Origin of the sequence: Mesorhizobium sp. 113-3-3, assembly GCF_016756495.1 — a bacterium.
GTDB lineage: Bacteria > Pseudomonadota > Alphaproteobacteria > Rhizobiales > Rhizobiaceae > Mesorhizobium.
Genome location: NZ_AP023243.1, coordinates 5,229,913 through 5,250,152, shown reverse-complemented (window position 1 = coordinate 5,250,152; position 20,240 = coordinate 5,229,913). Strand labels below are relative to the sequence as shown.

The following is a 20,240-nucleotide window of genomic DNA, read 5'->3' as shown; positions in this document are numbered from 1 at the left end:
ATTCTACGAGCTTCCATCGCTACGGACTTGTGCGCTCGATGGTGACCGATTTGAACGTCACCTCGCCATTGCCCAGAGCCCAGACGCGAAATTCCATGATCGATGTGTGGTCGAGCGAGAAGAGCAGCTGTTGGGGTCCACGACTTTCCGTCAGGTCTTTCTGCGCCAGGACCATGCCGTCCGGCGACGTGGCCGCGTCAAGGCGCAGCGTGGCAGCCGGATTGCTGCCGGCTTCGACGTCAAAGGTGAGGCGATACGTGCCGGGAACGACCTTCACAAATGGCCCATAGTACAGCGCACCCGGCGATTTCGAGGGCGCCACCAGCACCTTCTCACCTCCGTGTTGCTCCAGTGAACCCACCTGGGTAAGCGCGCCGGCATCGGCATGAAATGTTGTCGGCCGCTTGAATTCAACGTCCCAGCCCGCGACCTTGGTGGCAATGTTGTCTGCGAATACAAAGATGCCGAGATTGCCGAATTGAAGTTTCCGCGAAATCGGCAAGCCAAGTTCCGCCAGCAGTTTCCAGTCGACCTTGTTGGCTTCATCCTGTGTCAGGAGAAGAAATGTTTCGCCCTTCCAGGTCTCGGTATTGTACCAGCGGTCCGCTGACAGGAAACGCAAGGGCATTGGCAAAGCGCCGTCCAGCGTGATCTGCCGAACCAGGACATGTTCGTCGGACAACACGCTGACCGTGCCGGCGTTCCAATAGGTGGCGTAGCCATAGTTCAGCCCATTGGCTTGGAGGTAGCGCGCCAAGTCCGAAAAATTGACGGCAGGGGATTTCCGCTGCCCCGAGGTCAAAGGCGACCACGCATCCGACCTGACAAAAGCCGGGTAAGCACTTGTCAGCAATCCGGCAAAAACGACCACCACGCTGAGGAACTCGATGGGCCTCAGTCGCATGTCGAGAGGTGTGGCCAACGCCACGATGGTCATCGTGACGAGCGACGGTACCAGGTAACGGGAACTGCCGATCGGATCGGAAAGGTCCGGAATGGTCGTTGCCACTTGCAGAAAGCACACCAGCAGAAGCGCCACCGATCCAAAGATGGCCAGCGGCCTGACCTCGTCGCCCGGCCTCGCCGATGTTGCCACCGAACGCACGATCAACGCCACCAATATGACCGCGACAATCAACCGTAGGGCGCCGTAGAGGCCGATCACGGTCAGAAGTCCGCTGTCTCCGGGCGGAGATCCGCCGAAAACCGCCAGCACCGCCTTGCCCAGGACCGCAAGGTTGCTGACGATCGCATCGTATGGCAGCCATTTGACGGAGGACGCGGCGCGCGCGGCATTGTTTACATGAGCAAAGGTCACTCCATAGAGGATGCTTCCGCCACCTATCGCTGCGCACATCGAAGCGGCCGCGCCCACAAGGGATGCTCGCCCCACACCTGCGGGATGCAGTCCCAGCCTGTGGATGGACCACAGCGTGGCGACGATGAGCGGCATCCCTACGGTAACGATCGCGCGCTGAGGATTACCCCAAAACTCGGCCGTGATCAGCGCACACAGCAGAACGCTCCATATGACGACGTTCTTCGCCGATTTCTCTCTCATCAACCGCACGAGGCAGTATATCGAATACAGCGACATGTAGAGAATTGTGCCGTATGACGCCTGTCCGTAGAGATTTTCGGCCAAGACTCCGGACATTCCCGCCGCTACCGATGCTGTTATCAGCGTCCGCCGTGTTCTGCCGATCGGCGCCAGGCCGGCAGCCAGCCAGACGCTGTGCAGCACGAGTATCGATGTGACAAGGCCCGAGATCGCATGGGCTGTGAAACCGGCAGGAAGAAAAGCCAGGATCGGTATGATGAAGAGATGGCCAAAAACAACGACAATGTCGTTGTTTCCATAATACCAACCCGGTGGGAAGAAGTTTCCACTGCTGACGATTTCTCGCGCCAGCAAAACCTTCATCGCGCTGTCGGAGTGAAAAAGGCCTTTGTATTTTACGAAAACGTAGAATACGAGGAAGCAGAAATTGATCGCCAGAATTAATACAGCCGCGGGAAACCAAGAGGACCCCACTTTGGACAAGTCCTCTGCCGGCAGATTCTGCTCAGCCAGAATTGTCCGGGACTGCTCCTGGATTGCCATGGTTCGGTTGAGCTCCCCTTGAATCGTGCACACCGCTCGAAATCGGGGCCGGACACGACAACCGGCCTAGATGGACCGTTTGGCTTCGCCTTTGTCAACCTGCGCGGGACAATCCAAGCTGGTATCAACAACGGTTCTTGCCGGATGGAGAGGTTGCCCGAGGGTGCCCCGCGCTTGCAGCGGCAACGCAGCCCAAACGGACAGTTGGCATGATACAGTCCAAAACGCCAAAGCGCCGGCGATTCGAGCGAATGGAGAAGCAAACTGGATAACCGTGCCACCGGCGTTGCCCTCATTGTTGCGGCCGTTATTTTGCTTACCATGGCCCAAATCATCATCAAGTCTCGCCTGACTGAACATGGGACGGTGCCGTTCAGCTTTGAGGCGGGCTGGCCCTATCTGCTTGGCCTGCTCGCCGACTGGAAGGTTTGGATAGGCGGCCTTGGCCTCGTGGCCTCCAGTCTTTTCTGGTACGCAGGGGTATCGAGAATTCCCCTCTCGGTGGCCTTCCCGTTTGCAGCCTTGTCCTATCCCCTGATTTTCGCCGGTTCGATCGTGTTCCTGCACGAACGGTTCAGCTGGCAGTCCCTTGCGGGCAATGGCTTGATTGTCCTCGGTGTGATGCTGGCCGCGACCCGGTTGCCATAAGGTGCGCACCGAAGCCGGCGGGAAACCCAAAAGGCCACTTTGTCGGGTGCGGTGATACGCGAAGCGCCGCCTTTGCCGCAGCAGTCACGGGCGCCTTGCCACCACCAGCCGGGATCCGCCGACGGGAAAGGTAAGGCCCGTCGCCAGGATCAGGCTTTCGAAGCGCATCACGGCCCGCAAAGAGGCATTTGTGGCCCGTCCAAGGCGCAATTCCCTGCCGGCGTCCAACTCCGGGCTCTCGCTCTTGCGCCGCCGTGACAGGAACATCAGCGGCAGCAGAAGCGATACGAACGACGTGCTGTAGACGATCTCAAGTCCCACGCCTTCGATCTTTTCATGCAGTTCCCGCCTTTCGTAACGCCGGAAGTGAAACGACTGCTTGTCGATCTCACTCCACAGCCATTTGTGCTGCGGCACTGAAATGATCACGCCGCCTCCAGGCTTCACCGCGCGTTTCAGGTTCTTCAATGCGTCGACATCTTCCTCGATGTGCTCGATCACGTCGAACGCACCGACCACATCGAATTCCGCGGTATAGGGCAGTCGCCTTGCGTCCATCTGGGCAAAGCTTGCCGACGGCACGCGGGCGGCGGCAAAGGGCAGCCCTGCAATGAAGATTTCAGTCCCGACCAGCCGAACGTCGGGAAACGCGTGGGCGATGCCGCTCAGCACAAAGCCCGTGCCGCAGCCGATCTCGAGGAACGACCGGAACTGCGGAAAGAACCGCCGCAGCGTGCGAACGATGATGGCATTGCGGGCCTCGAACCAGAAATTTCCCGCCTCGAGCCTGGCGAGTTCGGGAAAGAAGCTCTCGTGGAACCCGCCGCCTTCGTCTGCCATTTCGGGTGCCCAGGCGGGGAAGCCGTCCTGGCTGGCTGGGGCAAACCCGCAGCCCGGACAGAATGCGTCTTGGGACGCCTGGTGCAGACTGCAGCGCGGACAAACGATCATGTGTCCGCTCTAGCCCTGCTAGACCAGAACGGCCCGGCCGACCCCGGTCTTCCCGTGCCCATTGCGGTTATAGAACCTGCAGCGGTCAACGACGGCATGGCCGGTACGCGAGCGCCGCGCTGCGCCCGAAACACGCTTGGCGATCGGTATGTGCCATGCGCGCTCGGTATCACCGGTCGAGCAGAACACGCGGCCGAGCTTCTCTCCCGTCGCACCGGGTCATATCCCTCTGAGCCGCGAACGCGGCATCGTAGACCGTCACGATTCCAGGATGGCGACACCGACCCCATCCCTCCCATAACCATTGCCGTTGTAGAGCAGGAAGCTGGCCTTGGCCGTGTGCAGCAGGCTGGCGTAGCAGACCATCTCGCAATCCCATCCGCTGGCGCTGGTGTCGAGCAGTGGCACCCTGTCGCGCTCCCAGTGAATCCCGTCGACGGATGTGGCGCGGTACACGCGGTACGTTTCGCCCAAACGCCTTGCGCAATAGAGCATGTCGTAGCCGGCATCGGTCTTCTGGACGACCGGTCGGGCGATGGCGTGCTCTCCTTCATGGAAAGGCAGGCAGACATGCTCGTTGGTCGTCCAATTCATGCCGTCGCGGCTCGTCGCGTGTTTGACGGTGTAGTAGTGGATCGGAGCAGTCTTCCCTTCCGGGTCGACCTCCCACCGCAGTCCCGACACATACCACATACGGAAATTGCCGTCTTCGACGAGCACCCAGGGCGCGCCGGCAAGCAGGGGGTCGTAGTGGTTCCGGCCGAGCACCGGCGCTTCGGACAGGCGATCGAAATGACGGCCTCCGTCGCGTGATTCCGCGATCCCGATGGAGAAGGTGAATGGCACCGTGCGGGTGAGCGACCATCCCGTATAGTAGAGCAACAAGCGGCCTTCGTGTTCGACGAGACAGCCGGGCATGGCGCCGGAATCATCGAATGTCCCCGGTTGGCCAATATCGAGCGATGGGCCCTCCGAGCGGACGGTCTGGGTCAATCCGTCGGCGGTCGCGGTGACCTCGGCCCAGCCGCCACGCGAGCGATTGCTGTCATCACGACTTGCGAAATGAATGCGGTATTTTTCGTTGCCCAGCCTCTGGGCAAAGGGGTTCTGGCAATGCGACCGCTCCCACGGCGAGCCGCCCGGCCGGCATACCAACCCGGCGCGCTTGAAACGGGATCGCGTCATATCTTTCTCAGCCGCGAACTCGGCACTTTCGACCGCTCCGTCGCGTTGCCGAGATAGACGCCGTCGGGCTCCGCATCCGCCAGGATTAACGCTCCTGCGCCGATCACGCACCGCTCGCCCACACGGATATGATCGCGCAGCGTCGCGTTGACACCCAGGAAGCAGGCCTCGCCGATATCGACCCCGCCCGAGACCACGATATGCGAGGCAAGAAAGCAATGATCGGCAATGCGGGAGTGGTGCCCGATGTGATTGCCGCTCCACAGTGTCACATTGTTGCCGATCGATGCGAAAGGCTGAATGACATTGTGCTCGAGAATGAAGCAGTTTTCGCCGATCTTGCCGTCATTGAGGACGGTGGCCCTGGAACTGATATAGCTCACGAAATCGTAGCCCAATGCCTTGAGCGCCAGATATTTTTCGCGGCGAAGCTCATTCAATTTGCTGTAGCTGAGCGCCACGAACGCACCATGGCTGCTCGGCGGATAGTCCCGGGTCAACGTCTCGAAGGGCACGACAGGAAGACCCGCCAGCCGGTCCTGGGTCAGGAATGCACTGTCCACAGTGAAGGCGACGACCTCGTAAGAGGAATCGTGCGTGAAATAGTAGTGGGCGAGTTCAGCGATATCGCCTGCTCCGAATATGACGATGGGCCGCTTCATGACTTCCTGACCAGGATGGTGAATTCATAGAGACCGTAGTCGTGCAGCAGTGCCACGCGCTGCGTGTATTTTCTCTTGCAGATGTCGAAAAGCCGCGTTGGATCGGCATAGAAGAGATCGGCTCTTCTCTTGTCCGGATCCGAATAGGAGGTAAGGCAATTGAAGGCGAAGCCACGCCGGCTGGTGGCATGGAGAACATCCAGCGTTGCCTCCAGATAGGCTGCCCATTGATCGTCCGGGCGTGTCAGCCTGACGTTGAAGATACCGCTCGCGAAGCCGAAATCGGCAGTCTGCGCCGGCACGGATCCGACGGCGAATTGTGCCTGGGGATTGTTACCAAAGAGTGCGGCCGCGGCTTCGATCATCTCTGCAGCCACATCGCAGCCATAGTATCGCACGCCGGGAAAGCGATCGGTGAGGAACGGCAGCAAGGCGCCGTAGCCGCACCCCAGATCGTTGACCGTGAAGTCGCCCGGCAGGTCGATCAACGATGCCAATTGTCTGAAGCGAAGGATCTGGCCTTCTTCCGTATTCCAATCCACGCCCTTGGGGCTGGGGCCGTGCGCTTGCACCTTGTCGCCGTAGTAGCGGGCGACTTCAAGCAACATTGCCCCGCTCTTGTCTGTTGCCGGGGCGTCAATAGACGTCATGGGCATAACCATCGGTGGGTTGTCGCGCACAGAATCGTATATCCTGATTGATAGTAAGTGGACAGAGCCGCGAATGATACGGGCATCGGGCTTTGCTTCCCCTTCGACAAGGCAGCCGCTGACAAAGGCGCCGGACGGCTCCGCTTTGCTGGGCGGGCCGGATGAGCGCTATCCCCTGATCGAAGGCATTCCGCAACTGCTCATCCGCTCCGGCCAGGTGCAGGCCTCCTCCGAGAGCCAGGCCTATTACCGCGACCGGGCAAGCGAATATGATCGCGGCATCGCGGCAATGTTCGCCACCCTGCTTGCTGACGAGGAGCAAACGCGCAGGGACATGTTTGCTGAACTCGAGCTTCGGCCGGACAGCAGGGTGCTTGAGATTGGTTGCGGGACCTGCCGCGACACCATCCATCTGCTCGATATGCCCATTGACGTGTTTGCCGGCGACCTGTCCCTCGAAATGCTTCTGACGGGCCAGGATCGCCTGCGCCGTGCGGGAAAGGACACCTCGCGCCTGCAATTGTTCTGCGCCGATGTGATGCATTTGCCTTTCGCGGACGGGTTTTTCGATGCTGCCTTTCATTTCGGCGGCTTCAACCTGTTCCCCGACCACAGGCAAGCTTTGGCGGAAATCAACCGTGTCGTGAGGCCGAACGGGCGGGTCGTGGTTGGCGACGAAGGAATCGCGCCCTGGTTGGAAAACAGCGAATTCGCCAAGATCCTGGAAAACTCCAATCCCCTGTTTCGCCATCGCGCGCCGCTGGACTGTATTCCGGTCGCCGCGCGGCAGGTTGCCTGCCGGTGGATCCTCGGCGGATCCTTCTATCTGATAAGCTTCGTGAACGGCCAGGGAGAGCCGCCGCTCGATCTCGACGTCACATTCCCCGGGCGACGGGGTGGATCGCACCGAACCCGCTACTTCGGCAAATTGGAGGGCGTTTCGCCTGAATTGCGCGACCAGGTGCTGGATGCGGCGGCGACCGAGGGGATATCCGTGGTCGCCTGGCTGGAAAAAGCACTTGGCAGGGCCGTGCAAAATGCCCCGTGTGATGGCGCCGACGACCAGCTAGTCGCGAGCCCTCTCCGACCTGAGGGATGACCGGTCTTCCGCAGTGGCAACACCATCGGCTTGCCCCTCGATGCCCGTCGCGCCGCCGCGATGGATATCTCGGATGATCGTGTACGGACGGCGTTTGGTTTCGGACAGTATGTTGGCGATGTAGACGCTGAGAAGGCCAAGGACAAGCATCGTCATGCCGCCAAAGAACCAAATCGAAATGATTATGGAAGTAAACCCGCTAACGCCTATGCCGTGGACTGCATATCTTATAAGATAAAAAGCCATAGTAAGAACGGATAGAATTGAAATGGTTAACCCGAAATACAGTATCAGGTAAAGAATTTTGGTTGACGTCGTCATCAAATAGCGAATCGCCATTTGAATGCGGCGGCTGATCGAATATGTCGTTGGCGACAAAGCGTGCTTGACGACGAGTTGTGAATCTTGCCGGAAACCGGTCAGCTGGAACAGATGGGCGATGATAAACTCGTGATCCTGGTGGCTGACGAGCGCGGCGACGTAGGCGCGCGTCATGAGCCGCGCGATCACCAGATTGCGCGGCAGATGGAAGTCGCTCAGCCAGTCATTGACTGAGAAGAATATCGCACCGGTCCATCGTTCAAATGAGCCGCCACGGCGAGATTCCTGCACCCCATAGACCACATCGAGCTTACGGTCCGACATCTGGTCGGCAAAGGGCAGCAGCCACTCGGGCTCTTCCTCGAGATCGCTGTCGATGAGGAACACCCGATCGCCCTTGGCATGCGCCAGCCCGGTCATGATCGCCTTGTGGTGGCCGAAGTTCCGCGACAGGTCGATAACGGTCACGTGCCGGTCAATCGCGCTGCGCGCGACGGCCAGATCCAGGCTGCCATCGGGAGAGCCGTCATTGACGAGGATGATCTCGAAGTCGTCCCCGACCAGGCGGCGCGCGGCGGCAGAGACCCGGTCGCAAAACTCGGCGATATGGGGCTCTGACTTGTAGAGCGTGCTGACGACGGAAAGCTTCATGAGGGGAATAGGTCCGTTGCTGCGCCGGGCGCTTCCTCCCGACGTCTCATTTCAGCTATCGTTGCCCCAGGAAAAGCAACACCGTCAACCTGGCTTCCTTCGTTCTACGCCCTCGGCACCCGGATCGGATGTTCTAGCGCCCAATTTCCCAAGTTGGCTTGCTCAAGCCGGCAATTAATGGAACTGTCCCGGTTGAAGTGCAGGAGGTACTTTCTTTCGGCTCTACCAGTAGCGCCGTTTGACAGGGGATGACAGTGTCCGATTCTTTGAACAAGCCTTTGCGGACTGCAGGGTCGCTGCCTGTTGCATTCAATCGCCTGCACTTGACCGGGCGGGAGATGCTCTACATCGCGGAGGCGCGGGTCGCCCAGCACATGTCCGGTGACGGGGCGTTCACCAAGCGCTGCCATGCCTGGATCGAGGAGCATGTCGGGTGTGCCAAGGCGCTTCTGACCCATTCATGCACGGCGGCGCTGGAGATGTCGGCTCTCCTCCTGGATATCGCTCCCGGCGACGAAATCATCATGCCGTCCTACACCTTCACATCGACGGCAAACGCGTTTGTGCTGCGGGGCGGCGTACCCGTATTCGTCGACATAAGGGAAGATACGCTCAATCTCGACGAGCGCCTGATAGAGGCCGCGATTACCCCGAGGACACGGGCGATCGTGGTGGTCCACTACGCCGGCGTGGCCTGCGAGATGGACACCATTCTTGATATAGCGCGCCGGCACGGCCTCGAGGTCGTCGAAGATGCCGCCCAGGGTGCGATGTCACGCTACAAGGGGCGGCCGCTCGGCAGTCTCGGCGATCTGGGGACGCTGAGCTTCCACGAGACCAAGAACCTGATTTCGGGTGAGGGCGGGGCGCTGCTGATCAATGACCCCGAGCTCAGCCAACGGGCCGAGATCATCCGTGAAAAGGGAACCGACCGCAGCCGGTTCTTCCGCGGCGAGGTGGACAAATACACCTGGCAGGACGTCGGCTCCTCCTATCTTCCCAGCGATTTGCTGGCGGCATTCCTGCTCGCCCAGCTCGAAGATGCCGAATCGATTACCGCCGAGCGCTTGCGGGTATGGGACCGCTATCACGAGTTGCTGGCGCCGCTGGAGCAGGCCGGGCTGCTTCGTCGCCCGATTGTCCCGGCCGAATGCGAACACAATGCACATCTCTACTACGTGCTGTTGCCTGAGGGCGTTGACAGGCGTGGCGTGCTGGCCCGTCTTCGCGAAAACGGTATCGACGCCATTTTCCACTATGTTCCGCTGCACGACGCGCCTGCCGGCCGACGCTATTGCAGAACACACGGCGACCTGCGGGTCACCACCGAAGCCGCCGCGCGGCTGATCAGGCTGCCGCTATGGTATGGGCTCAGTCTCGCCGCCCAGGAGGGCGTGGCCGCGGTGCTTGGCGCCGGTCACCACTGAACAGCAAGGACGTTGGGCTGTTCCAGGGATTCTTGGGTGAGTGAAGCTGCGGGCAGATGACGAAACGTGTGGCCATTCTCCAGTCGAATTATATCCCGTGGAAGGGATATTTCGACCTCATCGCATCGGTCGACGAGTTCATCCTCTACGACGACATGCAATTTACACGGCGCGACTGGCGCAATCGCAACAAGATCAAGACGCCCGCCGGCGCGCAATGGCTGACCGTGCCTGTCGTGACCAAGGGAAAATACCTTCAGAAGATCCTCGAGACCGAGATAGACGGCGCCGACTGGGCTCAATCGCACTGGCGGCAGCTGCAGCAGAACTACCGCCGGGCAAGCTGTTTCTCGGAAATAGCTGAATGGCTGGAGCCGCTCTATATCAGCCACTACACGCATATATCGGAGCTGAACCGCTGCTTTCTCGCGGCAATATGCGGTTATCTGGGGATCACCACGGCCATCACCTCATCCAGCGCGTACCAGCTCAACGGTGCCAAAACCGAGCGGTTGGCTGACATCTGCACCCAGGCGGGAGGGACGGTCTACGTTTCGGGGCCGTCGGCGAAAGACTACATCGTGCCCGAGGTCTTCGAGCTCAAGGGCATCGATCTCGAATGGTTCGACTATGAGGGTTATCCTACCTATCCCCAGCTCTGGACGGGGTTCATACACCAGGTGTCGATCCTCGATCTGCTGTTCAACTGCGGAAAGCAATCGCCTCAGTTCATGCGGTTCGTTGCCAAGAGAGCCTAGTTCCGGCGCCCTGATCGAAAATTTAGTAAGTTATTAGCTTTGATACACAGTCATTGATTGGCTGGGGCGCCAGGATTCGAACCTGGGAATGTCGGTACCAAAAACCGATGCCTTACCACTTGGCGACGCCCCAATAGCCGTCAGAGTCGCTTGTGCGGCGCGTTCTTAGCAGAGCGGCCGAAAAGCACAATGCTTATGAGCGATGGCGGGAATGCCCAAATCGAGCAATCCACAACGCCGCCGGATCGCATTCGAGCGGGCTACTCACCCCAGACAGCCAGTTCATTGCCGGCCGGATCGACGAAGTGGAAGCGCCGGCCGCCGGGAAACGGGAAGATCGGCTTGACGATCGTGCCGCCCGCACTTTCGACGGCGCTCAGCGTTTCCTCGAGGTCGTCGCTATAGAGCACGGGCAGCGGCTTGGCCGGTGCTTCCGCGGCATCGGCCTGAAAACCGCCATCCAGGCCCTCGGCAAAGGCCGAATAGGTCGGTCCGTAGTCGGTGAAGGACCAGGCAAAGGCTGAACTGTAGAAAGCCTTCAGCCGATCGAGCGTGCCGCCGGTCGCCGGCATTTCGAGATAGTCGATTTTTCCGGTCAGTTTCATGGGACACCTCTTCGTTCCCTTTATGTTCTAGTCATCTGACCGTGAGGTGGCAAGTCTTTTTGCCGCATGCCCGGGCAGGGCTTTTTCTTAATCGATTGTAGCGGCGGGACGGCTCCGCCGGGCGCTTGCCTTTCGCACTGCAGCATCATATCGCTCCAAAGTCGGACCAGGGTGGAACTTTCCGTTTCGCCAATCTTTCCAATCTCCTGCAACCGGAGAGCAAAGCATGACCAAATGGGTTTTCACCTTTGGCGACGGTGCGGCGGAAGGCCGTGCCGGCGACAAGAATCTGCTGGGCGGCAAGGGCGCCAACCTGGCCGAGATGTGCAGCCTGGGCCTGCCGGTGCCGCCGGGCTTCACCATCACCACCGAGGTCTGCAATGCCTACTATGCCAATGGCCGCGCCTATCCGGCGGGGTTGGAAGCCGATGTCGCGGTCGCGCTCGATCAGATCGGCCGGCTGACCGGCCGCCGGTTCGGCGATCCGTCGAAGCTGCTCTTGGTGTCGGTGCGCTCCGGAGCCCGCGCCTCGATGCCGGGCATGATGGACACCGTGCTCAATCTTGGCCTCAACGACGAGACGGTCGAGGCGCTGGCCACCGATTCCGGCGATGCGCGCTTTGCCTATGACAGCTACCGCCGCTTCATCCAGATGTATTCCGATGTCGTCATGGGCCTCGACCACGAGGTGTTCGAGGAGATCCTCGAAGACCAGAAGGCCAGCCTCGGCCACGAGCTCGACACCGAGCTGACGGCCATCGAATGGCAAGGCGTGATCGCGCTCTACAAGGCCAAGGTCGAGGAAGAACTCGGCAGGCCGTTCCCGCAGGATCCGCAGGAGCAGCTCTGGGGCGCCATCGGCGCGGTGTTCTCGAGCTGGATGAACAACCGCGCCATCACCTATCGGCGCCTGCACGACATTCCCGAAAGCTGGGGCACGGCGGTCAACGTCCAGGCCATGGTGTTCGGCAATATGGGCGAGACATCGGCCACCGGCGTTGCCTTCACGCGCAACCCGTCGACCGGCGAAAAGCAGCTCTATGGCGAGTTCCTGGTGAACGCGCAGGGCGAGGATGTCGTCGCCGGCATCCGCACGCCGCAGAACATCACCGAGGCCGCCCGTATCGCCGCGGGCTCCGACAAGCCGTCGCTGCAGAAGCTGATGCCGGATGCCTTCCAGTCCTTCGTCACCATCTCCGACAGTCTGGAAAAGCACTATCGCGACATGCAGGACCTCGAATTCACCATCGAGCGCGGCAAGTTGTGGATGCTGCAGACCCGGTCGGGCAAGCGCACCGCCAAGGCGGCGCTGAAGATTGCCGTCGAAATGGCAAGGGACGGCCTGATCACGAAGGAGGAAGCCGTCGCCCGCATCGATCCGGCCTCGCTCGACCAATTGCTGCACCCGACCATCGACCCGAAGGCCGCGCGCGATGTCATCGGCGTCGGCCTGCCGGCGTCGCCTGGCGCTGCCACCGGCGAGATTGTCTTTTCCTCCGGTGAGGCCGAGGATCTGAAAGCCCAGGGCCGCAAGGCGATCCTGGTGCGCATCGAGACCAGCCCCGAGGACATCCACGGCATGCATGCGGCCGAGGGCATCCTGACCACGCGCGGCGGCATGACCAGCCATGCCGCAGTCGTCGCGCGCGGCATGGGCAAGCCTTGCGTGTCGGGCGCCGGCTCGCTGCGCGTCGACTACAAGGCCGGCACGCTGCTCTCGATGGGGCAGACCTTCCGCAAGGGCGACATCATCACCATCGACGGCGGCAACGGCCAGGTGCTGAAGGGCGCCGTGGCGATGCTGCAGCCTGAACTGTCCGGTGATTTCGCCGCCATCATGGAATGGGCCGACGCCGTGCGCCGCATGAAGGTGCGCACCAACGCTGAAACCCCGCTCGATGCCCGCATGGCGCGCTCTTTCGGCGCCGAGGGCATCGGGCTTTGCCGCACCGAGCACATGTTCTTCGACGGCGCCCGCATCGTCGCCATGCGCGAGATGATCCTGGCCGATACCGAAAAGGACCGGCGCGCCGCCCTCGCGAAGCTTCTGCCCATGCAGCGCTCGGATTTCCTGGAACTGTTCGAGATCATGGCCGGCTTGCCGGTGACGATCCGCCTGCTCGATCCGCCGCTGCACGAATTCCTGCCCAAGACCGAGGCCGAAATCGCCGAGGTCGCGGCCGTCATGAATGTATCGCCCGACAAGCTCAGGCAGCGCACCGAGGCCCTGCACGAATTCAACCCGATGCTCGGCCATCGCGGCTGCCGTCTCGCCGTCTCCTATCCCGAGATCGCCGAGATGCAGGCGCGCGCCATTTTCGAGGCGGCTGTAGTAGCCGGTCAGAAAGCCGGTGCGTTGGTAGTGCCCGAGATTATGGTGCCGCTGGTTGGCCTGGTGAAGGAACTCGACTATGTGAAGGCGCGCATCGATGCGGTCGCCAAGAGCGTCATGGAAGAGAGCGGCGTCAAGATCGATTACCTCACCGGCACGATGATCGAACTGCCACGCGCGGCGATCCGTGCCCATGTGATCGCCGAATCCGCCGAGTTCTTCTCCTTCGGCACCAACGATCTCACCCAGACCACGTTCGGCATCTCGCGCGACGATGCGGCCTCGTTCCTGGAGACCTACCGCCAGAAAGGCATCATCGAGCAGGATCCCTTCGTCTCGCTCGACATCGATGGCGTCGGCGAACTGGTGCGCATGGCCGCGCAAAAGGGCAGGGCGACGCGGCCGGACATCAAGCTCGGCATCTGCGGCGAGCATGGCGGCGACCCGGCATCGATCCGCTTCTGCGAGGAAGTCGGGCTCGACTACGTGTCGTGCTCGCCCTATCGCGTGCCGATCGCCAGGCTGGCGGCGGCGCAGGCCGCGGTGCAACTGGCGAAAACCGGGCGCGGATAGCTGCAGGTGAAGCCTGTCACTGAGATGAAGCGGGAACGCGCTGTCTGAGCAGCGGCGGGCAGTCAAATTGCCGCGCCGAGCATTTTTCTGCTATCCATCGTCCCGATTTCCGCCTTCATGCGGGGCTTTGGATACCGGCTTGAAATCGCCAATCGGGAATTCGGGTTTGATGCGTCTGCTGCAAAGACATCTCTGCATGATCGCCATGTCGCTGGCGGCTGCACCCAGCGCTCATGCAGCGCCGCTGGTCGAACCCACGCTGCACATCAAGCCAGCGGCAAGCGGAGCGGGTCGCGTTGCGCTGACGCTTGATGCCTGTGACGGACACACCGATACGCGCATCCTCTCGGCGCTGGTGGAAAACAAGATCCCGGCCACCATTTTCGTCACCGGAATCTGGCTGAAGCGAAATACCGCGGCCGTCGAGATCATGCGGGCGCATCCCGATCTTTTCGAACTGGAAAATCACGGCGGCCGCCACATTCCGGCGGTCGACACGCCGCAGAGGATCTATGGCATAAAGAGCGCCGGCAGCCCGGATGCCGTGCTGGCCGAGGTCGAGTCGGGGGCCGCGGCGCTTGCCAGGACCGGTCAGCCGGCGCCGAAATGGTTCCGCGGCGCCACCGCCGAATACAGCCCTTCGGCGATCGCGATGATCCGCAAGCTCGGCTTCAAGATTGCCGGCTTCTCGATCAATGGCGATGGCGGCTCGCTGCTGGGCGCCAAGGAAGCCGCCAGGCGCATCGCGGCGGCTAAGGACGGCGACGTCATCATCGCCCACATAAACCAGCCGACCCATGCCGCCGGCGAGGGCGTGGTGCAAGGCCTGCTGGCGCTCAAGGACAAGGGCATGACCTTCGTGCGCCTCGACGACGCCGACGGCACCGGCAATCACGGCACCACCGACTGATCCCGCAGGGACGCCCTGGAACTGACCCTGCTGCTCAACCCGGCGTGGCTTCGACTGTCACCTTGCTGGCGTAGAACGCGCCGTGGTCGCGGATTTCGGTCATCTCGTCGAAAGGCCGCTCGTAGGCCCACATCGCATTCTGACCGGTTTCGCCGGCAGGCACCACGCTCCAATAGCTGGCATCGCCCTTGTAGGGGCAATGGGTCGAGTGCTGCGTGCTGCTGAGTTTGGCGAAATCGATGTCGGCGAACGGAATGTAGAAGACAGGAGAATAGGGCGCTTCGCTCAGCACCTTGGCCTTGGTGGACAGCGCGATGACCGTATCGCCGGCGCGCACCGTAACGGTGCCGACATAGGGTTCGATGGTGATGATCTTGTCGGGGTTGCGCTGGAAGCCGGGTGCCGGGTTGGCGATCTTGTCCATGCTGGTTCTCCTTGCCTGGCCCCTTAAAGTGTGGCGGGCACAGCTGTTGCGCAAGGTCCGTTCGCATCACGAAAACCGGCGCGCCAATCGCCGAGGCGTGGCGCTGCAGCGCTTCTAATGACAGCCGCGTCTCAGGCGGCGGTCTTGAATGCGTCCATCAGTCCGGCATAGGCGGCTGCGATGCCGGCCACCGGGTTGCTGCTCCTCGAAACGGTCTCGACTTTCAGCGAGCCGCCGCCGGTCGGCAAGGTGAGCAGCAGGAACTGGCGATTGCCTCCAGCGCCGACGGATGCGGCCGCGACGTGCTGGCCTTCCCCTTCGTTCTGGACGCACATCTTGAACAGCAGCGTGCCGCCGACCGCTTCGAGCGCGCCGCCGACAACTTCAACAAATTCGTCTTCGGAAACAGTCTTTTCGTCCGGCACCAGATCGGCCAGGCTTTCGGCAAGTGTACTCTCAAGGGCTTTGTCGTCGAGCTGCGTGTCCATGCGAACCTCTTTCAGTCGCCAATCGCCCCCTTTACCCGTTAACGAAGCTTAACGCCGACGATGGCCGGATTGTGGCGGATTTCCTAGTCATTTCGTGCTATGGGACACCGTCGCGCCTGTGGCGGGTTTGACCCTCCTGCCACTTCGCTGGCACGAATGCCGTGCAGTCCAAAATCCAAAACACGCCAGAATTCAACCGCTTGCCGTCGCGGCGCGCGCCCTGAAATTCGTGTCCCACGCAAGCGGGTGACTGGACAATCGGCCGGTTCGCTTCACAATGCGCCAAAGCTACGACGCAAAATGCGCGAGGGAGGAGGAACCGGATGCTGGGGCTGATGCAGGAATGGCCGCTGCTGTGCCACAAGCTTATCGACAACGCCGAACGGCAGCACGGGGTGCGCGAGATCGTGTCGCGCTCGATCGAGGGCCCGATCGAGCGTACCACCTATGCCGACATCCATCGTCGTTCTCTCAAGGTCGCCCAGCGGCTGGAGCGGGACGGCTATGGGTTGGGCGACCGCATCGCCACGCTCGCCTGGAACACGGCGCGCCACCTCGAGGCCTGGTACGGCATCATGGGGGTCGGCGCCATCTATCACACGCTCAATCCGCGCCTGTTTCCAGAGCAGATCGTCTGGATCATGAACCATGCCGAGGACAAGGCCGTCTTCGTCGATCTTACCTTCATACCGTTGCTCGAGAAGATCGCCGGCGCCGTCAAATCGCTGAAAAAGGTGATCGTGCTGACCGACAAGGCGCACATGCCGCAGACGACCTTGCCCAATGCCGTCGCCTATGAGGAGTGGCTTGGCGAGGTCGATGGCGATTTCGCCTGGAAGACCTTCGACGAGGGAACCGCCGCCGGCATGTGCTACACATCGGGCACCACGGGCGATCCCAAAGGCGTTGTCTACAGCCACCGCTCGAACGTGCTGCACGCCATGATCGCCGCCATGCCCGACGCGATGGGCCTGTCGTCGCGCGACACGATCCTGCCGGTGGTGCCGATGTTCCATGCCAATGCCTGGGGCCTTGGCCAGAGCGGGCCGATGATCGGCGCCAAGCTGGTCATGCCCGGCTGCAAGATGGACGGCGCCTCGATCTATGAATTGCTCGACACCGAGAAAGTGACCTTCAGTGCCGCCGTGCCGACCGTCTGGATGATGCTGCTGCAATATCTGGAGGAGACCGGCAAGAAGCTTCCCTACCTGAACAAGGTCGTCATCGGCGGCTCGTCCTGCCCGCGTGCGATCATGACGAAGTTCCAGGACAATTACGACGTCCAGGTCATCCATGCCTGGGGCATGACCGAAATGTCGCCGCTGGGCACGCTGTGCACCTTGAAGCCGGAATACGCCGCTCTCGAGGGCGAGGCCCGGCTCGATGTCAAGCAGAAGCAGGGCTTTCCGCCCTTCGGCGTCGAAATGAAGGTGACTGATGACGAGAACAATCCGCAACCCTGGGACGGCAAGACCTTTGGCCGCCTGAAAGTGCGCGGGCCGGCCGTCGCTCGAGCCTATTATGGTGGCGCCGGGGTGGAACAATTCGACGAGGACGGCTGGTTCGACACGGGAGATGTCGCCCACATCGACGCCGGCGGCTACATGCAGATCACCGATCGGGCCAAGGACGTCATCAAGTCCGGCGGCGAATGGATTTCGACCATCGACCTCGAGAATCTGGCCGTCGGCCATCCGGACGTGGCGGAAGCCGCGGCCATCGGCGTCCATCATTCGAAATGGGGCGAGCGGCCCTTGCTAATCGTCGTCGCCAAGCCGGGCAAGGAGCCGACCAAGGCGGATATTCTCGGTTTCATGGATGGCAAGGTGGCCAAGTGGTGGATGCCCGACGATGTCGCCTTCGTCGGCGAAATACCGCATACCGCCACCGGCAAGATCCAGAAGATCACCTTGCGCCAGCAGTTCAGGGACTACCGCTTGCCGACGGATTAAGGGGATGTTGCGTGTTTCGGCTTCAAGCCGTCGCGAAAATTCACTAAACCTCCGTCCGGGTTGGGGCAACGCAGAGAACAATGGTTAGCATTCCCGAACGGCGAACGTCGAAGGCTGCCGGCTGGTCGCGGCGCACGGCCGCATTTTCAATGGTGCTTCTGCTGACCGACTTCGTCGGCCACCGCTTCGATCTCGTCGAAACGCCGGTGTTCCTGTGGGTGCTCGGCATCGTCGCGCTGCTGGCGGCGCTGGCGCTGCTGTTCGCCGCCTTTGCCTTTTCGAGACTGTGGAAGTTCGGTGACCGGGGCGGCCGCGACCTGACCGTCGGCGCCTTGCTGGCACTGCTGGTGCTGGTCCCCTATGGCGTCGCCGCCTACTGGGCGACGATCTATCCGCCGCTCCGGGACATCTCGACCGATTTCGACGAGCCGCCCGCGCTCGACGTCAGCGAGCGCACAAAGGACATGAATGTGCTGTCCCCATCTACGCCAGGCGAACAGAGGTTGCAGGCCGACAGCTATCCGTTGGTCACCGCGCGCAGCTATGACCTGCCATTCGAGACCATCGTCAATGCCGTCGAAACCGTTCTCGACCGGCGCAGCTGGGATCTTTCCGAACCCTATCCCGACCTTGCCGGGCAAAGCGACGTGACCATCACCGCTGTCGCCAAGGGCTTCGTGCTCGGCCTTCCCGCCGATGTGGCGATCCGCGTGACGGACGATGGCGACAGCGTCATCGTCGACATGCGGTCGGCTTCGCGTTACGGCCGCTACGACCTCGGCGACAATGCCCAGCGCATCACCGACTTCCTGGCGGAACTGGATCAGGAAGTCGCCGGCCAGGTCGGAGCGGCGCCGGCCGAATAGGAGCCTGGGCCGGCAGGCCTACGGGGCCGGCGTGAAAATGCCGTCGATGGCGGGGGCGGCGTCGGTCGATACCGTGCCGCGCGCCACCAGGTCCTCGAGATGGGCAAGCACCGACAGTCCCGCGGCGCCATGCAGCCGGGGATCGGTATCCCTGTAGATTGCCTTGACCATATCGGGAACCGTCCGGTCCCCGGCTCGGAGCCGCTCCAATATGGCCCGCTCGCGCATCTTGCGATGGGTCTTCAGTCCGCGCATGAAAGCGCGCGGCTTCGTCACCGGCCCGCCATGGCCAGGAAGCAGCAGGCGGTCGTCGCGCTCGATCAGCCGGTCCAGCGATGCCATGTAGTCGGCCATCGCCCCGTCCGGCGGCGCGACAATCGACGTCGCCCACGCCATGACATGATCTGCCGAAAACAGGATGCCGGTTCCTTCCAGCGCGAACACCGCATGATTGGCGGTGTGGCCGGGGGTCAGGACCGTGCGGATCATCCAGCCGTCGCCGGCGACCAGCGCACCGTCCGGCAGTGCGATGTCGGGAGCGAAGGCGGTGTCGGCGCTGGCGTCGAGCGCATTGGTCTCGCCGATATGCAGCGGCCTTGCCGGCCGGTGCGGCCCTTCCGCCATCAGCAACGCGCCGGTGCTTTCCTTCAGCCGGGCCGCCAGCGGGGAATGGTCGCGATGCGTATGGCTGACGAAGATATGGCTGACCGGCCTGCCGGCGATCACGCCGAGCAAGGTCTGAAGATGCGCCTCGTCTTCCGGCCCGGGATCGATCACCGCCAGCGTGTCGCGCCCGACGACATAGCTGTTGGTGCCATGAAAGGTGAAGGGGCTGGGGTTCCGGACGGTGACGCGCTGCACGTCCGGTGCCACGTTCACGCCCTGGCCGTAGTGCGGATCGAAGCTGGTATCGAATTTGAGCGCCATATCGGCACATTGCTCCCGGAACGGCAAAACCGATTGCCGCATAGCACGCAAGCCAATATAGGAAAACGCTGAGACCGCGATTATCGGATCGCGACAGATCGGATTGGGGAAGACCATGGCAACTGCAACGACGATGCGCCCGCTTGTTTCTTTGGCTTTGCCGCAGGAAGGCGCGGCGCGACTGGCAACACAGTTTTTCCTGGCGATCGCCGGAACACTGTTGCTGACCCTGTCGGCCAAGACCAAGGTCGTGCTGGGCCCCGTCGACCTCTCCATGCAGACGCTCGCCGTCCTGCTGATCGCCGCCGCCTTCGGCCTGCGACTCGGCGTCGCCACGCTGCTGCTCTACATGGCGGAAGGCGCGATGGGCTTCCCGGTCTTCCAGGGCACGCCTGAGAAGGGCATCGGCCTTGCCTACATGGTCGGCCCGACGGGTGGCTATCTCGCGGGTTTTGTCGTCATGGCGGCGATTGTCGGCTGGGCCGCGGATCGCGGCTGGGATCGCCACCCGATCAAGCTTTTCAATGCGATGCTGGTTGCTGAAGTGGTGATGATGGCGATGGCCTTTGCCTGGCTGGCGCTGCTGATCGGCCCGGAAAAGTCCTGGCAGTTCGGCGTCGTGCCGTTCATCGTCGGCGACCTGATCAAGGTTGCGCTCGCAGCCAGCCTTGTGCCGGCCGTCTGGTCGCTGCTGAAGCGCTCCTGAT

General features: G+C 61.8%; 19 protein-coding genes and 1 tRNA gene. 9 read left to right on the top strand and 11 right to left on the bottom strand.

Annotated elements, in window-relative coordinates; all coding sequences use genetic code 11:
• Positions 1 to 19: 19 nt before the first annotated feature.
• Complete coding sequence (locus JG746_RS25780) at positions 20 to 2,104, bottom strand: hypothetical protein (protein ID WP_202355282.1); 2,085 nt, start codon at positions 2,102 to 2,104, stop codon at positions 20 to 22.
• A 321-nt stretch (positions 2,105 to 2,425) separates the two neighbouring features.
• Here JG746_RS25780 and JG746_RS25775 point away from each other — a divergent pair, with 321 nt between their 5' ends.
• Positions 2,426 to 2,752, top strand: a complete 327-nt coding sequence (locus JG746_RS25775) for an EamA family transporter (RefSeq protein ID WP_202355281.1) — start codon at positions 2,426 to 2,428, stop codon at positions 2,750 to 2,752.
• 84 nt (positions 2,753 to 2,836) lie between these two features.
• Here the strand turns inward: JG746_RS25775 and JG746_RS25770 are convergent, their stop codons facing one another.
• The 4 genes from JG746_RS25770 to JG746_RS25755 form a co-directional block, all read right to left on the bottom strand.
• Positions 2,837 to 3,592: a class I SAM-dependent methyltransferase gene (locus JG746_RS25770; protein ID WP_244730447.1), complete on the bottom strand. Its 756-nt coding sequence runs from the start codon at positions 3,590 to 3,592 to the stop codon at positions 2,837 to 2,839.
• Positions 3,593 to 3,961: 369 nt separating this feature from the next.
• Entirely contained in the window at positions 3,962 to 4,888 is a 927-nt protein-coding gene (locus JG746_RS25765; RefSeq protein ID WP_202355279.1) for a hypothetical protein, read from the bottom strand.
• Complete coding sequence (locus JG746_RS25760; protein ID WP_202355278.1) at positions 4,885 to 5,550, bottom strand: acetyltransferase; 666 nt, start codon at positions 5,548 to 5,550, stop codon at positions 4,885 to 4,887. Before JG746_RS25760 ends, JG746_RS25765 begins: the two co-directional genes overlap by 4 nt.
• Positions 5,547 to 6,230: a methyltransferase domain-containing protein gene (locus tag JG746_RS25755; RefSeq protein WP_244730446.1), complete on the bottom strand. Its 684-nt coding sequence runs from the start codon at positions 6,228 to 6,230 to the stop codon at positions 5,547 to 5,549. Before JG746_RS25755 ends, JG746_RS25760 begins: the two co-directional genes overlap by 4 nt.
• Between JG746_RS25755 and JG746_RS25750 the strand changes: the two genes are divergently transcribed.
• Entirely contained in the window at positions 6,199 to 7,299 is a 1,101-nt protein-coding gene (locus JG746_RS25750) for a class I SAM-dependent methyltransferase (RefSeq protein WP_202355277.1), read from the top strand. The genes JG746_RS25755 and JG746_RS25750 overlap by 32 nt on opposite strands.
• Here JG746_RS25750 and JG746_RS25745 read toward each other — a convergent pair.
• On the bottom strand, positions 7,267 to 8,271 hold the full coding sequence (locus JG746_RS25745) for a glycosyltransferase family 2 protein (protein WP_202355276.1): 1,005 nt from the start codon (positions 8,269 to 8,271) through the stop codon (positions 7,267 to 7,269). The two genes, JG746_RS25750 and JG746_RS25745, sit on opposite strands and share 33 nt — an antisense overlap.
• Positions 8,272 to 8,519: 248 nt before the next feature.
• Here JG746_RS25745 and rffA point away from each other — a divergent pair, with 248 nt between their 5' ends.
• On the top strand, positions 8,520 to 9,698 hold the full coding sequence (gene rffA / locus JG746_RS25740) for a dTDP-4-amino-4,6-dideoxygalactose transaminase (RefSeq protein WP_202355275.1): 1,179 nt from the start codon (positions 8,520 to 8,522) through the stop codon (positions 9,696 to 9,698).
• A 56-nt stretch (positions 9,699 to 9,754) separates the two neighbouring features.
• Positions 9,755 to 10,456 (top strand): WbqC family protein, encoded by a 702-nt coding sequence (locus tag JG746_RS25735; RefSeq protein ID WP_202355274.1) that lies wholly within the window; start codon positions 9,755 to 9,757, stop codon positions 10,454 to 10,456.
• Between the two features lie 58 nt (positions 10,457 to 10,514).
• Here JG746_RS25735 and JG746_RS25730 read toward each other — a convergent pair.
• Positions 10,515 to 10,589, bottom strand: a tRNA-Gln gene (locus JG746_RS25730).
• Positions 10,590 to 10,716: 127 nt separating this feature from the next.
• On the bottom strand, positions 10,717 to 11,061 hold the full coding sequence (locus JG746_RS25725) for a VOC family protein (RefSeq protein ID WP_202355273.1): 345 nt from the start codon (positions 11,059 to 11,061) through the stop codon (positions 10,717 to 10,719).
• Positions 11,062 to 11,287: 226 nt separating this feature from the next.
• On the opposite strand from JG746_RS25725, the gene ppdK reads away from it, so the two are divergent.
• The gene (gene ppdK / locus JG746_RS25720; protein ID WP_202355272.1) at positions 11,288 to 13,966 is read left to right on the top strand and encodes a pyruvate, phosphate dikinase; all 2,679 of its coding nucleotides are present in this window, start codon (positions 11,288 to 11,290) and stop codon (positions 13,964 to 13,966) included.
• Positions 13,967 to 14,135: 169 nt separating this feature from the next.
• A complete protein-coding gene (locus JG746_RS25715; RefSeq protein ID WP_202355271.1) occupies positions 14,136 to 14,876 on the top strand; it encodes a polysaccharide deacetylase family protein in 741 nt (246 codons plus the stop codon).
• Positions 14,877 to 14,910: 34 nt separating this feature from the next.
• Here JG746_RS25715 and JG746_RS25710 read toward each other — a convergent pair whose 3' ends face one another.
• Positions 14,911 to 15,300 (bottom strand): DUF427 domain-containing protein, encoded by a 390-nt coding sequence (locus tag JG746_RS25710; RefSeq protein WP_202355270.1) that lies wholly within the window; start codon positions 15,298 to 15,300, stop codon positions 14,911 to 14,913.
• A 131-nt stretch (positions 15,301 to 15,431) separates the two neighbouring features.
• Positions 15,432 to 15,788, bottom strand: coding sequence for a hypothetical protein (locus JG746_RS25705; RefSeq protein ID WP_010914922.1), 357 nt, complete (start codon positions 15,786 to 15,788; stop codon positions 15,432 to 15,434).
• A 323-nt stretch (positions 15,789 to 16,111) separates the two neighbouring features.
• On the opposite strand from JG746_RS25705, the gene JG746_RS25700 reads away from it, so the two are divergent.
• Together JG746_RS25700 and JG746_RS25695 are read left to right on the top strand one after the other, a co-directional pair.
• Positions 16,112 to 17,740, top strand: a complete 1,629-nt coding sequence (locus JG746_RS25700; protein WP_202355269.1) for a fatty-acid--CoA ligase — start codon at positions 16,112 to 16,114, stop codon at positions 17,738 to 17,740.
• 80 nt (positions 17,741 to 17,820) lie between these two features.
• Positions 17,821 to 18,606, top strand: a complete 786-nt coding sequence (locus JG746_RS25695; protein WP_202355268.1) for a DUF1499 domain-containing protein — start codon at positions 17,821 to 17,823, stop codon at positions 18,604 to 18,606.
• Positions 18,607 to 18,624: 18 nt separating this feature from the next.
• Here JG746_RS25695 and JG746_RS25690 read toward each other — a convergent pair whose 3' ends face one another.
• Positions 18,625 to 19,533 carry an MBL fold metallo-hydrolase gene (locus JG746_RS25690; RefSeq protein ID WP_202355267.1) on the bottom strand — a complete coding sequence of 303 codons (909 nt, stop codon included), beginning with the start codon at positions 19,531 to 19,533 and terminating at the stop codon, positions 18,625 to 18,627.
• 115 nt (positions 19,534 to 19,648) lie between these two features.
• Here JG746_RS25690 and JG746_RS25685 point away from each other — a divergent pair, with 115 nt between their 5' ends.
• Positions 19,649 to 20,239, top strand: coding sequence for a biotin transporter BioY (locus JG746_RS25685; RefSeq protein ID WP_202355266.1), 591 nt, complete (start codon positions 19,649 to 19,651; stop codon positions 20,237 to 20,239).
• Position 20,240 lies beyond the last annotated feature (1 nt).